Raw genomic sequence first — 13,228 nt, 5'->3', positions numbered from 1 at the left:
TTGCCGCCGGAATTGCTTTCGGCCGAGCTATCATTGGTGCCACCAGCGCTGGAGCCGGACTGGTTCGAGCCATTTGCGTTGCCGCCGGCGGAGTCTGTGCCTCCACCCTGGCCACCCGCACCACCCGCGCCGTTGCCTGAGCCTCCGGCGCCGCCTGCACCAGTACCGCCAGAGTCATTGTCGTTGCTACCCGAGCCGCCGGAATTATTTCCGCTCGAATCTTGTGCCCATGCGGCGCCAACACTGCCGCTGGCCATCATCAGGGCGACCATACCTGCGAGTGCGATCTTCTTGTAAGCCATATCAGTTCCTTCCCAGACTCATTTGGACTTTCAAGACAACAAGCCGCAACAAGGGATAAAGTTTCCCCCGCTCGGAAACAAATCAGACGATCCGATCTATTAGAACTTGGAAATACTTCTTCAAGCACATGGCTGGGGCGCCTGGATTCGAACCAGGGAATGACGGTACCAAAAACCGTTGCCTTACCGCTTGGCTACGCCCCACCATCACCAACCGAGAATGGATCATCGGTCGTGAAAAGGATCGCCGGCCTATACACGCAGCGATCCCATCGATCAATCGGGATTGACCCAAGAACTCACAAATCAGGCGAGGCGCACGGCCTCGGTGACCTGCTCGATGATGTAGCGCTGCGTTTCCTCATCCAGATAAGGATGCATCGGCAAGGCAAACACGTCCTGCGCTACGGTTTCGCTCACAGGCAAACCGGCCGAAGCCTGCGGGTAGTCCTTGTAGGCGGTCTGCTGGTGCAGCGGCTTGGGGTAGTACACAGCGGTCGGCACGCCCTTGGAGCTGAGATAGCTCAAGATCTTCTGCCGGTCTTTGCCGGGTGCGCGCACCACATATTGCGCCCAGACCGAGGTCGAGCCTTCGGCAATGCGCGGCACCTTCACGACGTTTGACAGGCCGTTGTTGTAGCGATCCGCCACTTCGTTGCGCGCCTCGATTTCCTCAGGGAAGATCGCCAGCTTCTCGATCAGGATCGCGGCCTGGATCGTGTCGAGACGGCCATTCATACCGATTCGGACATTGTCGTAGCGATCCGAGCCCTTGCCGTGAAAAAGGAGCGAGCGCAGCAGATCGGCTGTCTCATCATCATTGGTGTAGATCGCGCCACCATCGCCGTAGCAGCCGAGCGGCTTGGCCGGGAAGAAGCTGGTGGTGGTGAAGTCGCCGATCGTGCCGACCTTGCGGCCCTTGTAAACGCCGCCATAACCTTGCGCAGCATCGCACAGCAGCCACAGGCCGGCGTCGTGCACGATCGACTCGATGGCGTCGTAGTCCGCAGGCTGGCCGAACAGATCGACCGAAATGACGCCGACCACGTTGTGACCGGCAGATTTCGCCTCGCTCAAAGCGGCCTTCAGCTTTTCCGGATCGAGGTTGTAGCTGTCTTCGTCGATGTCCACGAATAGCGGCGTCGCATGCAGCTGGGCGACAACTTCGGCCGTCGAGGCGAAGGTGAAGCTCGGGCAGACGACGACATCGCCAGGACCGACATTCTTGGCCATCAGGCACAAAGTGAGCGCATCGGTGCCGTTGGAACAGGCGATCGCGTACTTCACGCCGGAGAATGCGGCCATTTCCTTTTCGAGCTGCGCGACTTCCGGCCCGAGGATGTACTGCCCGTGATCCAGAACCTTGGTGACTGCCGCATCGACCTTGTCGCGGATGCGCTTCTGCTGGGTGGCGAGATCGATGAAGGGAATGGTTGGATTGGTCATGGTCGTCCGCGTGCCCCAAGGTCAGTCTGAAACTGCGCGGTTGATAAAGCCGCCGCTTGAGATTCGGCAAATCACCTGTTGCGTCACTCTGTTGCAAAGAAGAAGGTGCGGTTGCAAAGAAAAAGGCGGGACCGAAGCCCCGCCTTTCCGCAAACGTCAGATTCGAGCGTTTAGGCGCGCAACGCGCGGATCGCGGCGACGAGCGAGGCTGCAAGAGCAACCTTGATCGCGTCGGCGAGCAGGAACGGCACGACGCCAGCGGTGAAGGCCGTTTCCGAGCCGATCAGCATAGCCAGCCAAGCGAAGCCGAGACCCATGATCGCGACCTCGCCGGCAACCATGGCCGCGCCGATCTTGAAGGGATTGCGGTCCCAGCCGCGATCGGCAGCCAGGCCGACAACGGTAGCTGCCACCACATAACCGGCCAGATAGCCGCCGGTCGTGCCCATCATGTAAAGGAGGCCGACGCCCTTTTCCGGGCTCGACTGGAACACTGGCAGGCCGGCGGCGCCTTCCGCCATGTACAGAAGGATGGTGGCGAGGCCGAGACGGCTGCCGAACAGGGCAGCAATCAGGAAGATGCCGAGCGTGCCCAGGCTGATGTCGACCGGACCGAGGAATACCTTGGTCTTAGCCGTCAGCGTCAGAAACAGCGTGCCGACAATGGCGAGGCCGACCTGCATCGCCAAGCGTGCGGTGCGATTCTCCGGTAGAAGACCGGAAATAAAGGGTTTTGCTAGCGATGCCGTGGCCATGTCCACTCCCCGAAACAGTTCCCGGCCCCCAAGGCCGGCTCGTCTTTCGGTATATTGGCTTCCATGCTAAGCGGCAACCGCCTTTGGACACTTGTTAGGTCTGCGGATGTCACTGGAATTGAGCATGGCCTTCGACGGCAAAGCTGGTGAAGCCATCGCGATGGCGCCGAACGTTTTGTGCGTCACAGCCAACAATCCGAGCCCCTACACCTTCCATGGCACCAACAGCTATATCGTGGGCACGGAGACACTGGCTGTCATCGATCCAGGCCCAGATGACCCGGCCCATCTCGGCGCCCTGCTGCAGGCGATCGATGGCCGGCCCGTGTCGCACATCTTCGTCAGCCATACGCATCGCGATCATTCGCCGCTGACGCCTGCCCTGAAGGCTGCAACGGGTGCGGAAGTTCTGGCACAAGGGCCGCATCGTGCCGCCCGTCCCTTGCGCGACGGCGAGGTCAACCCGTTTGCAGAAAACTCTGATTATGCTTTTGCGCCGGATCGTGCCTTGGCCGATGACGAGCTGGTACAAGGCGATGGCTTTGCGATCCGCGCGATCTACACGCCCGGTCATTGCGCAAACCACACCGCCTTTGCCTTGGAAGGCACCGGGCTGTTGTTTTCAGCCGATCATGTGATGGCCTTCGCCACGACCGTTGTCGCACCGCCGGATGGATCCATGTCGGACTTCATGGCCTCGCTCGACCGGCTGTTGCAGCGTGACGACCGCCTTTATCTGCCTGGCCATGGCGGCAATGTAGACAATCCGCTGCGCTTCGTGCGCGGGCTGAAAGCGCATCGCAAGATGCGTGAGCGGGCGATCCTGGAACGCTTCTCGGCCGGCGACCGCACCATCAAGGACGTGGTGGCCGCCATCTATCGCGACACCGATCCGCGCCTGCATGGGGCCGCCGCTTTGTCGGTTTATGCGCATGTCGAGGATCTGGTGGCTCGCGGATTGCTGCAGGCCGAACCTGATCTGGCGCTCGACGCACATTACAAGCCGGCGTGAACGGCGAGCTTACTGGCTGACTTGCGGCATCGCTGCGTCGGCCAGAACCGCGGCATCGAGATCGTCGAAGAATTGCTCGATGCGCACGGCGTTGTCGCCGAAGTCATGTCCGCCATAGCGCGAGGCCGAACGCATATCGACGTAAGCCATCGTTTCTTCGTCAGTGACGCGGATCGCGACATCGCACGGGAATCCGAGCAGGAATGAACCAGCCACAACGTTGATCGTCGCGGCAGGTCCGCTCATTTCAGGAAAAGCGCGCACGATCTGCCAGCCGCGATCCTCCACCAGCGTCACGATGATCTGGCGAATGCGCTCGGGCGGCAATGTGTAGGAATGGCCGATCACGGTCGGATAGGCGGCAAGCTGTTCTTCCGCCTCCCCTTCACTCATGGCGCGCGGTCTGTTCATCGCGGATGTCGGATTGGGCACCTGGCTCAGAAGCGGCCGGCTTTCCGTATCGGTGGTGATGTCATGCAGCATCGGCGTCGTCAGCCCGCGATAGGCCAGGAAGCCGACCGGGATCAGCGCGATAAACAGGAAGAAGCCGGCCACGACGAGGTTGGTGCCGACCTTATCGCCACGCGTCCACATACGATGGAAAGCAAGAAGAAAGGCGCAGAGCGACAGCACGATCAGGGCTGCCACCACCCCAAGCGTCATCAGGAAGGTTTCCGAATCGAGCCGGCCCAAGCGATGGGTCACCGCGGCCACAACGAACAGGATGACGGCAAAGATCGCGCTGCGGCGCGACCAGCGCGCCGCTCGCGATTGTCGCTCGGGATAGAGGGCAACCATGCAGGAGCTCAGGCCGTCGGCAAACGATAATCCTTGAACCGCTCGCGCAAGGTGATCTTCTGGATCTTGCCGGTCGCGGTATGGGGAATCTCATCAACAAAGGTCACGTCATCCGGCAGCCACCATTTGGCGACCTTGCCATCCATGAAGGACAGAAGCTCCTCGCGCGTCGGCTCCTTGCCGGGCTTCTTGACCACGACGAGCAGCGGCCGCTCGTCCCAGCGCGGATGCGCGATGCCGATCACCGCTGCTTCCGCGACATCGGGATGCGCCACGGCGAGATTTTCCAGATCGATCGTGGAAATCCACTCGCCGCCGGACTTGATGACGTCCTTGGCGCGATCGGTGATCTGCATGTAGCCGTCGGGGTTGATGTGGGCGACATCGCCGGTGTCGAACCAACCATCCTCGTCGAACTGCTCGGAGCCGGCACCGCCGTAGTAGGATTTGGCGACGGAGGGTCCTCGCACCTTAAGCCGACCGAAGGTCTTGCCATCCCATGGCCGCGGCTTGTCCTCGTCGTCGGTCACCTTCATCTCCACGCCGAAGGGTGCAAAGCCTTGCGTCTGCTGGATGTCGAGCTTGGCCTCACCGTCCAACTCGGTGAAGTCAGCCTTGAGCGTGCAGAGCGAGCCCAGCGGCGACATCTCGGTCATGCCCCAGGCATGAACGACCTCCACGTCGTAGTTGTCCTGGAACTTCTTCACGATCACGCGCGGACAGGCCGAGCCGCCGATCACCACCTTCTTCAGGTAGGGCAGTTTCTTAGCCGTTTCCTCCAGATGCTGCAGCAGCATCAGCCAGACGGTGGGAACTGCCGCCGAGAAGGTGACCTTTTCGGTATCGAGCAGTTCGTAGATCGACGAGCCGTCCATCTTGCCGCCCGGCATCACCAGCTTGGCCCCGATCATTGGCGCGCTTTGGCCGAGGCCCCAGGCATTGGCATGGAACATCGGAACGACAGGCAGGATCGTGTCGCGCGAGGAAATACCCATCGAGTCGGGCATCGCCGCGATCATGGCATGCAGGACGTTGGAGCGGTGGCTGTAGAGCACGCCCTTGGGATCGCCGGTGGTGCCGGAGGTATAGCACATGCCGGCGGCTGTGTTTTCATCGCCGTTGCAGTCATGCCAGGTGTAGTCGCCATCGGCGCCACCGAGCCAATCGTCGTAGGCCACGACGTTCGGCAGTTTGGTTTGCGGCAGATTGCCGGCGTCGGTCAGCACCACGATCCGTTTCAATGACGGCACGGCAGGCGCGATCTTTTCCACCAGCGGCAGAAAACCGGTGTCGACGAACAGTGCCTGGTCCTCAGCGTGGTTCATGATCCAGGCGATCTGATCGGGGAACAAGCGCGGGTTCAGCGTGTGATAAACGCCGCCCATGCCCATGATGCCGTACCAGGCTTCCAGGTGGTTGCCGGTGTTCCAGGCCAGCGTGGCGATGCGGTCGCCCGGCTTGTAGCCTTCCCGTTCCAGCAGCTGCGAAATCTTGCGGGCGCGAAGATGGATATCGGCATAGGTCGTTCTGATAATCGGCCCTTCCGACGAGCGCGACACGATCTCGCGACGCGGATGTTGTATCGCAGCGTGATCAAGGATCTTGTGGCATAGCAGCGGCCATTGCTGCATCAAACCAAGCATAGTCACCTCCCAGTAGTCAGGCCGCCAGTAGAGCTATGAACAGGCTGGATGTCCAGCACCTGGCTGGCACACGGCTCCGTTACGGAACTTCCATACCGATACCCCGTTCTTTCATGTCACTTGCCGGCGCAAGACGCATGACACTGCCTGCGCCTTATTTGTGACATCCGAACCGCCAAGGATCATCCGCGGCACGCAGAAGGCAAGCGCGGAGACCCAAGATGCAGGCGCAGCGAGTTTTGCAGGACGACTTTGACTTTTCCGAAGCGTTGGAAACGATCGAGCTGGAACTTGCACTTCAGGTTCAGGATGTTCCCGGCCTCGGCTTTGATGCGGCTGTTGATGCGGCCTTGACCAGCCTTGGCGGTCAGCTTCTGTTCAGCCTGCCCGCCGCGCCTGGAGAGGATGTTCGCGAGGTGGCCGCCGTTTCCATGCCGACGGGCGACGAAGGCGGTCGCAAGCTGTTGCTCGTGACCCTTGAGCAAGACGGCGAAACCATGCGCGTCGAGGATGCGAGTGACGGGCACAATCCTGTTGCTGATCTCGCCTGTTCCATGGCGGGTGTGCTCGATACCTTCGCCGTCAGCACGGCGCGCGAAGAAGAGCCGATCCTTCTTTAAACGTCTGTGAAGCGGGAACCTGCGACGTCCGCTCGCCCCGCCTTGAATGGAACACGCCGCCTTTGCTCGCGTTCATCGCTCACACAGCAATGAACAGGGAGAGCGGATCATGGACAGCTTCGACGCTTCAACCGCAAACAAGCAGCCGGCCTCGGGCGGCATCACAGTCGAGCCGTTCGATGGCGTCGTAACCGCAACCTTTGCGGACGTCATCATCGGCTCCTCGAAGGAAGCACTGCTTCTGCGCGAGGAAGATCACGATCCCGTCTTCTATATTCCTTTCAAGGACGTTTACTTCGACTTCTTGCGAAAGTCGCCGACCGTGACCCATTGCCCCCACAAGGGCGATGCTTCGCATTGGAGCGTTTCGGCCAATGGCGAAGGCATGGATGATGTGGTGTGGGCCTATGAGACGCCCTTCGCCGGCGTGGCCGAAATCGCCGGCCATGCGGCCTTCTATCCAAAGAAGGTCCGCATCGAAGCGGTCAACAATCAGACCGATCAGTCGATCGATCTCTGAGTGCTATGCACGATCACGATGACGGGTGCTCCTTTCATCGTGATCGCGGCGGGCGGCGTTGTGATCCTGCCGCCCTGTTGCGGCGCCGATTACCGGCCATTTCCTGGGCCATGAACCCAGACCTCTCCCCTTCAAGACTGTCCCGTCGCACGTTTCTGGCTGCTGCCGGCTCGGCCGCACTAGCACCGCTCCTGATCCGTAACGCCGCAGCTCAGGACATGGCGTGGAAAGCTGCCATCCTCGATCGCGCCAACGGCTTCGATGCTTTGCGCTCCCTGATCGTCACACGGGGCGGCCAGCCGCTGATTGAGGAGGTTCTTCGCTGCGGCCCGCTTACGCAAGGCGTGAACATCAAGTCTGCATCGAAGACGATCCTCTCCGTGCTTGTCGGCATCGCCATCGACAAAAAGGCGCTGGAAGGTCCGGATCAGAAGATCGTGCCATTGCTTGGCATTGCTGTACCATCTGACACCGATCCGCGTCTGCGCGATGTCACGATCGGTAACCTCCTGTCTATGCAGGCCGGACTTGAGCGTACGTCTGGTCCGAACTACGGCCGCTGGGTGCAAAGCCGCAATTGGGTACGCTACGTGCTGGAACAGCCTTTCGTCGATCAGCCCGGCGGAAAGATGCTGTACTCCACCGGCAACACGCATTTGCTGTCCGCCATCTTAACCCGCGTCACCGGTAAACCCACTCTGGCTCTCGCCCGTGAATGGCTGGCCGAGCCGCTCGACATCACCATTCCCGCCTGGTCGAAGGACCCGCAGGGCATCTATTTCGGCGGCAACGAGATGGTGCTTTCTCCCCGCGCCCTTCTGGCTTTCGGCGAGATGATCCGAAACGGCGGCAAGGTCGGCGATACGCGCGTTGTTTCGCAGGAATGGCTCGATCTCAGCTGGCAGCCGCGGACCGCCTCGCCTTGGACCGGACATCAATACGGCTATGGCTGGTTTCTGCGCGATGTCGGCGGGCAGCCGGTGCGTTACGCCTGGGGTTATGGCGGGCAGATGCTGTTCGTGGCGCCGCAAGCGAATCTGGTCACCGTGATGATCTCGGATCCGAACGCACCGTCCGGGCGCAACGGCTATGTGCAGGAGCTTCACAGCCTATTCGACAATATTCTCGTGGCTGCTCAGAAAGCAGCCTGAGCAACTGGCGTGCCGGTTGCATCGCCTTCGAGGCTGTCGAGCTTGACGAACTCGGCGCCCCGCGCTTTCAAGGCCAGCAACCCGGCTGCGACGCCCGCGCCGGCCTGATGGGTCGGCTGGTTAATATGGGCAATGATGACGTCACCGTCCTTCGCGGCCGCAATCCGCTTGGTGGTCTGGCTCGCGCCGAGCAGAGAACCGCCATCACCATTCAGGGAATAGCCGGCGATCTTCAATCCCAGCGCGTGAACCTCGCTGATCGCGCCTTGGCTGTATTTCGCAGTCGCACCGCGAAACCAGCGGGGATGCGCAACGCCGGCAGCAACCAAGGCATCCGCCCCGCCCTGCACTTCCACCTTCACCGCTTCGGGCGAGCCGGCAGCCTTCAGCCCATAAATTGTCGCCGCATGATCAACAGCGGGAATGTGGTTGGCGCCGTGATCCTCGATCTCGAACAGATCGGGATGCGCCTTCAGCACCGCCAAAGCGGCACTATTATGCTTCAACCAGCGGCCGGTCGCGAAGATCGTTGCCGGAATGTGGTTGGCGACCAGCGTGTCGAGAATGCGCGCATCGGTCTTGCCGCCGCACGCATCGAGCGTCACCGCCACCCGCAGGTGGTCACTGTGTGGAAGATGCAGGGATGGCTCAACGAGCGGCTCGGAGGACGCCGCACCGAGGGAGAGCAGAAAGGCAAAGACTGATAGGCTGAAGCGCATGGGACGGACTCAAGAAATGCAATCCGGTCCCGCTGCGCCCAGCCTGTGGCAAATGCGTGGCGCTACTTCTTGACCACCGCCGCCTGTGCAGCGGCGAGGCGTGCAATCGGCACACGGAACGGCGAGCAGGATACGTAGTCCAGGCCAACTTCCTCGCAGAAGCGAATGGAAGCGGGATCGCCGCCATGTTCGCCGCAGATGCCCAGCTTGATGTCGCCGCGTGTCCGCCGACCCTTCTCGGCTGCGATCCGCACCAGTTCGCCGACTCCCTCTACATCGATCGACACGAACGGGTCCTGCTCGATGATACCCTTCTGGCGGTAGGTTTCCAGGAAGCCAGCAGCGTCGTCGCGCGAGATTCCGAAGGTGGTTTGCGTGAGATCGTTGGTGCCGAAGGAAAAGAACTCGGCCTTTTCAGCAACCTTGTCGGCCTGAAGCGCTGCGCGCGGCAGTTCGATCATCGTGCCGACGAGATAATCGATCGGCATGTCGGCTTCGGCAATCACATCCTTGGCGACCTGATCGATGCGCGCCTTTACGTAATCGAGCTCCGCAACCAATCCGACCAGCGGCACCATGACCTCCGGAACGATCGGCTTGCCGGTCTTCTTGGCGGATTCGACAGCCGCCTCGAAGATCGCGCGCGCCTGCATTTCGGCGATTTCCGGATAGGACACGGCCAAGCGGCAACCGCGATGGCCGAGCATCGGGTTGAACTCGTGCAGCTCTTCCGTGCGATGGCGCAGCTTGTCGGGCTGCACGCCCATCGCAGCCGCGACCTCGGCGATTTCTTCCTCGGTCTTCGGCAGGAACTCATGCAGCGGCGGATCGAGCAAGCGGATCGTGACTGGAAGGCCGGCCATGATCTCAAACAGGTCGAGGAAGTCGGCGCGTTGCATTGGCAGCAGCTTGGCCAGCGCTTTGCGGCGGCCGTCTTCCGAGTCTGACAGGATCATCTCGCGCACGGCGATAATGCGGTCCTCATCGAAGAACATGTGTTCGGTGCGGCAAAGCCCAATGCCTTCGGCGCCGAAGGAGCGCGCCATGCGCGCGTCGGCAGGCGTTTCGGCATTGGTGCGCACCTTCATGCGGCGGATCTTGTCGGCCCATTCCATGATCGCGGCGAAGTCGCCCGACAATTCCGGCTGCAGCATCGGCACGGCGCCCTTCAGCACCTGGCCGTTGGAGCCGTCGATCGTAATGATGTCGCCCTTCTTGAAGGTCTGGCCCATCACGCTCATCGTGCCTGCACGCGCATCGACACGCAGCGTGCCGGCGCCCGACACGCAGGGCTTGCCCATGCCCCGCGCGACCACCGCCGCATGGCTCGTCATACCGCCGCGCGTGGTCAGAATGCCTTCGGACGCATGCATGCCGTGAATGTCTTCGGGGCTCGTTTCCACACGCACCAGAACGACCTTGCGGCCCTGCTTCTTCAGGTCTTCGGCTTCATCGGAAGTGAAGACGATTTCGCCTGTAGCAGCGCCCGGCGATGCCGGCAGGCCAACCGCCACGACGTCGCGCTTGGCCGACGGATCGATGGTGGGATGCAGCAATTGGTCGAGCGACGCCGGATCGATGCGTGCCACTGCTTCCTGCTGGGTGATCAACCCCTCGCCTGCCATTTCCACGGCCGTCTTGAGCGCTGCCTTGGCGGTGCGCTTGCCCGAACGCGTTTGCAGCATCCACAGCTTGCCGCGCTCGATGGTGAATTCGAGATCCTGCATGTCGCGGTAATGCTGCTCCAGCACATCGGCGATGCGGACGAATTCGTTGAAGGCGTCGGGCATCACCTTCTGCAGCGATGGCTGATCGGAACCGGCGGCAATGCGGGCTTCTTCGGTGATGTTCTGCGGCGTGCGAATGCCGGCCACCACGTCCTCACCCTGCGCATTGACGAGAAATTCCCCGTAGAGCGCCTTTTCACCCGTCGACGGATTGCGCGTGAAGGCAACGCCTGTGGCCGAGGTCTCTCCCATATTGCCGAACACCATGGCCTGGACGTTGACGGCCGTGCCCCAGCTTTCCGGGATGTCATGCAGGCGGCGATAGGTGATCGCGCGGGCATTCATCCAGCTCGAAAACACCGCGCCGATTGCGCCCCAAAGCTGTTCCTGCGGGTCCTGCGGGAAGGGCTGCCCCAGCTCTTCCTCGACCTTTGCCTTGTAAAGCCCGACGATCTTCTTCCAGTCAGCGGCCTTGATCTCGGTATCGAGTTCCAGCCCAAGACGGGCCTTCTGGTCTTCCAGGATCTCCTCGAAATGCTCGTGGTCGACGCCGAGCACGACATCGGAATACATCTGGATGAAGCGGCGATAGCTGTCCCAGGCGAAGCGTTCGTCCGACGCGTCCTGCGCGAGGGCTTCGACCGTTCCGTCGTTGAGGCCGAGGTTGAGAACGGTGTCCATCATGCCCGGCATGGACGCGCGGGCGCCTGATCGAACGGATACGAGGAGCAGCTTGTTCTTGTCGCCGAAGCGGCGGCCGGCGATCTCGCCAACCTTGGCCAAGGCGTCTTCGACCTGCCCCTTCAGCTCGGGCGGATAGCTCTGGCCGTGCGCGTAATAATAAGAGCAGAGTTCGGTCGTGACGGTAAAGCCGGGTGGTACGGGAAGGCCCAGGCTGCACATTTCGGCGAGGTTCGCGCCCTTGCCGCCCAGCAGGTTCTTGTCGCCGGCCCGTCCTTCAGCCGCGCCATCGCCGAAGCTGTAAACCCACTTTGCCATTCGTCCCTCCTGCAGCGGCCGATCAAGCTCAAAAAGGCCGATAGGCTGTGGCTTCCCCAATGGCAAGCCACCCTTCCCTCATCCGCATCACCTCAATCGATTAGCAGCGTGATCTCTCGCCAACGCTGGACAAGTCAGCGTCTTCATGCAAGAACATATCAGGAACATCATAGGAGGCAAGCATGAAGATGACGGGCAAGCTCGATTATCTCGAACTTCCTGCTTTGAACGGCACGCTGGATGCGACGAAAGCGTTCTATGCAGGCGCGTTCGGCTGGAGCTTCACGGATTATGGTCCGACTTACGCCGCCTTCGATGAAGGGCTGGAAGGCGGCTTCCAGGCCGATCGCGAGGAAGCATCGGAGAAGCCGCTGCCGGTTCTTTATGCCGAACATGTGGACGCTGTTCTTAATGCGGTGAAAGGTGCCGGCGGACGGATCACTCGCGATATCTACGCCTTTCCGGGCGGCAGGCGCTTCCACTTCACCGATCCTGCCGGCAATGAACTGGCGGTGTGGGGCGCGTAAGCTATACGGCTTCCGCGATCTGTTCGGCGGTTTGCAGATCGACCGAAACAAGCTGGCTGACGCCTTGTTCGGCCATGGTCACGCCGAACAGCCGGTTCATCCGCGCCATGGTGATGGGATTGTGGGTGATCACCACGAAGCGCGTATCGGTGGAGGCCGCCATCTCGTCCATGAGGTTGCAGAAGCGCTCGACATTGTGGTCGTCGAGCGGTGCATCGACCTCATCCAGCACGCAGATGGGCGCGGGATTGGTGAGGAAGACGGCGAAGATCAGCGCCATCGCCGTCAGAGCCTGCTCGCCGCCGGATAGCAGCGTCATCGTCTGCGGCTTCTTGCCCGGCGGTCGTGCGACGATTTCCAGCCCGGCTTCCAGCGGATCATCGGATTCGACTAGCTGCAACTCCGCCTCGCCGCCGCCGAACAGATGCGTGAAGAGACGCTGGAACTGTCCGTTCACAGTGTCGAAGGCGGTCAGCAGGCGCTCACGGCCTTCGCGGTTCAGGCCCTGGATGGCCTGACGCAGCATGCGGATGGCTTCCACAACGTCGTCGCGATCTTTCACCAGCGTGTCGAGGCGTTCGGTCAGTTCGCGCTGTTCCTCGTCGGCGCGCAGGTTTACGGCACCCAGCCGCTCCCGCTCGACCTTCAAGCGCTCCAGCCGCTGCTCGACTTCCGCTGCCGTCGGCAATGCTTCCCCATCCGTCACGCCGGCATGAGCAAGCGCCTTGTGCGGCAGCACGCCCAAAGCCTCGCTGATCCGCGCTTCGATCGCCAGGCGACGGTCATCGGCGGCTGTGAGACGTTCCTCAGCGCGGCCGCGGGTTTCGCGCGCTTCGGAGAGCGTGGCGATCGCCGCCGTTGCCGCGCGGTCGAGTTCGAGCTGCCTGGCTTCAGCCGTTTTCATGGTATCGGCGGCCTGAGTGTGAGCCGCTACCGCCTTTGCCAACTCGCCCCCCAAGGAACGGCGTCGCGCGTCAAGCTCTTCGGGTGCCGTGGATAAGGTTGCCTG

General features: G+C 61.6%; 12 protein-coding genes, 1 tRNA gene and 1 pseudogene. 5 read left to right on the top strand and 9 right to left on the bottom strand.

Annotation, left to right across the window (positions count from 1 at the left end; translation table 11 throughout):
• The 4 genes from RTX98_RS09355 to RTX98_RS09340 all read right to left on the bottom strand — a co-directional run.
• The coding region (locus RTX98_RS09355) for a hypothetical protein (protein ID WP_312796172.1) at positions 1-302 on the bottom strand (302 nt) is incomplete at its 3' end.
• Between the two features lie 129 nt (positions 303-431).
• Positions 432-506: transfer RNA gene (locus RTX98_RS09350), tRNA-Gln, on the bottom strand.
• A 102-nt stretch (positions 507-608) separates the two neighbouring features.
• Complete coding sequence (locus tag RTX98_RS09345) at positions 609-1,748, bottom strand: DegT/DnrJ/EryC1/StrS family aminotransferase (RefSeq protein WP_312796170.1); 1,140 nt, start codon at positions 1,746-1,748, stop codon at positions 609-611.
• Positions 1,749-1,918: 170 nt separating this feature from the next.
• Entirely contained in the window at positions 1,919-2,503 is a 585-nt protein-coding gene (locus RTX98_RS09340; protein WP_312796169.1) for a biotin transporter BioY, read from the bottom strand.
• Positions 2,504-2,609: 106 nt separating this feature from the next.
• Here RTX98_RS09340 and RTX98_RS09335 point away from each other — a divergent pair, with 106 nt between their 5' ends.
• On the top strand, positions 2,610-3,515 hold the full coding sequence (locus tag RTX98_RS09335) for an MBL fold metallo-hydrolase (RefSeq protein WP_312796168.1): 906 nt from the start codon (positions 2,610-2,612) through the stop codon (positions 3,513-3,515).
• 9 nt (positions 3,516-3,524) lie between these two features.
• Here RTX98_RS09335 and RTX98_RS09330 read toward each other — a convergent pair whose 3' ends face one another.
• Positions 3,525-4,313 carry a DUF1499 domain-containing protein gene (locus RTX98_RS09330; RefSeq protein ID WP_312796167.1) on the bottom strand — a complete coding sequence of 263 codons (789 nt, stop codon included), beginning with the start codon at positions 4,311-4,313 and terminating at the stop codon, positions 3,525-3,527.
• An 8-nt stretch (positions 4,314-4,321) separates the two neighbouring features.
• Positions 4,322-5,956, bottom strand: coding sequence for a long-chain-fatty-acid--CoA ligase (locus RTX98_RS09325; protein ID WP_312796166.1), 1,635 nt, complete (start codon positions 5,954-5,956; stop codon positions 4,322-4,324).
• A 221-nt stretch (positions 5,957-6,177) separates the two neighbouring features.
• Here RTX98_RS09325 and RTX98_RS09320 point away from each other — a divergent pair, with 221 nt between their 5' ends.
• From RTX98_RS09320 to RTX98_RS09310, 3 genes are all read left to right on the top strand, one after another.
• Positions 6,178-6,576, top strand: a complete 399-nt coding sequence (locus tag RTX98_RS09320) for a hypothetical protein (protein ID WP_312796164.1) — start codon at positions 6,178-6,180, stop codon at positions 6,574-6,576.
• Between the two features lie 109 nt (positions 6,577-6,685).
• On the top strand, positions 6,686-7,096 hold the full coding sequence (locus tag RTX98_RS09315; protein WP_312796163.1) for a DUF427 domain-containing protein: 411 nt from the start codon (positions 6,686-6,688) through the stop codon (positions 7,094-7,096).
• A gap of 218 nt (positions 7,097-7,314) precedes the next feature.
• Entirely contained in the window at positions 7,315-8,247 is a 933-nt protein-coding gene (locus tag RTX98_RS09310) for a serine hydrolase (protein WP_312796162.1), read from the top strand.
• Here the strand turns inward: RTX98_RS09310 and RTX98_RS09305 are convergent.
• A complete protein-coding gene (locus tag RTX98_RS09305) occupies positions 8,232-8,966 on the bottom strand; it encodes a polysaccharide deacetylase family protein (RefSeq protein WP_312796160.1) in 735 nt (244 codons plus the stop codon). The genes RTX98_RS09310 and RTX98_RS09305 overlap by 16 nt on opposite strands.
• A 62-nt stretch (positions 8,967-9,028) precedes the next feature.
• Positions 9,029-11,692, bottom strand: a complete 2,664-nt coding sequence (gene ppdK / locus RTX98_RS09300; protein WP_312796158.1) for a pyruvate, phosphate dikinase — start codon at positions 11,690-11,692, stop codon at positions 9,029-9,031.
• 182 nt (positions 11,693-11,874) lie between these two features.
• Here ppdK and RTX98_RS09295 point away from each other — a divergent pair, with 182 nt between their 5' ends.
• Positions 11,875-12,219 carry a VOC family protein gene (locus tag RTX98_RS09295; protein WP_189501175.1) on the top strand — a complete coding sequence of 115 codons (345 nt, stop codon included), beginning with the start codon at positions 11,875-11,877 and terminating at the stop codon, positions 12,217-12,219.
• Between the two features lies 1 nt (position 12,220).
• Here the strand turns inward: RTX98_RS09295 and RTX98_RS09290 are convergent.
• Positions 12,221-13,228: pseudogene (locus tag RTX98_RS09290) on the bottom strand (chromosome segregation protein SMC); the annotation flags it as partial.

The organism is Tianweitania sp., assembly GCF_032053605.1.
In the GTDB taxonomy this organism is placed as follows: Bacteria; Pseudomonadota; Alphaproteobacteria; order Rhizobiales; family Rhizobiaceae; genus Tianweitania.
This window is presented reverse-complemented; position numbering and strand designations above follow the sequence as displayed.

Bases quoted from the DNA above. Each gene is read 5' to 3' on its own strand.
- RTX98_RS09305 (WP_312796160.1), bottom strand. From the start codon at position 8,966: ATGCGCTTCAGCCTATCAGTCTTTGCCTTTCTGCTCTCCCTCGGTGCG.
- RTX98_RS09310 (WP_312796162.1), top strand. From the start codon at position 7,315: ATGGCGTGGAAAGCTGCCATCCTCGATCGCGCCAACGGCTTCGATGCT.
- RTX98_RS09345 (WP_312796170.1), bottom strand. From the start codon at position 1,748: ATGACCAATCCAACCATTCCCTTCATCGATCTCGCCACCCAGCAGAAG.
- RTX98_RS09320 (WP_312796164.1), top strand. From the start codon at position 6,178: ATGCAGGCGCAGCGAGTTTTGCAGGACGACTTTGACTTTTCCGAAGCG.
- RTX98_RS09295 (WP_189501175.1), top strand. From the start codon at position 11,875: ATGAAGATGACGGGCAAGCTCGATTATCTCGAACTTCCTGCTTTGAAC.
- RTX98_RS09335 (WP_312796168.1), top strand. From the start codon at position 2,610: ATGTCACTGGAATTGAGCATGGCCTTCGACGGCAAAGCTGGTGAAGCC.
- RTX98_RS09340 (WP_312796169.1), bottom strand. From the start codon at position 2,503: ATGGCCACGGCATCGCTAGCAAAACCCTTTATTTCCGGTCTTCTACCG.
- RTX98_RS09325 (WP_312796166.1), bottom strand. From the start codon at position 5,956: ATGCTTGGTTTGATGCAGCAATGGCCGCTGCTATGCCACAAGATCCTT.
- ppdK (WP_312796158.1), bottom strand. From the start codon at position 11,692: ATGGCAAAGTGGGTTTACAGCTTCGGCGATGGCGCGGCTGAAGGACGG.
- RTX98_RS09315 (WP_312796163.1), top strand. From the start codon at position 6,686: ATGGACAGCTTCGACGCTTCAACCGCAAACAAGCAGCCGGCCTCGGGC.
- RTX98_RS09330 (WP_312796167.1), bottom strand. From the start codon at position 4,313: ATGGTTGCCCTCTATCCCGAGCGACAATCGCGAGCGGCGCGCTGGTCG.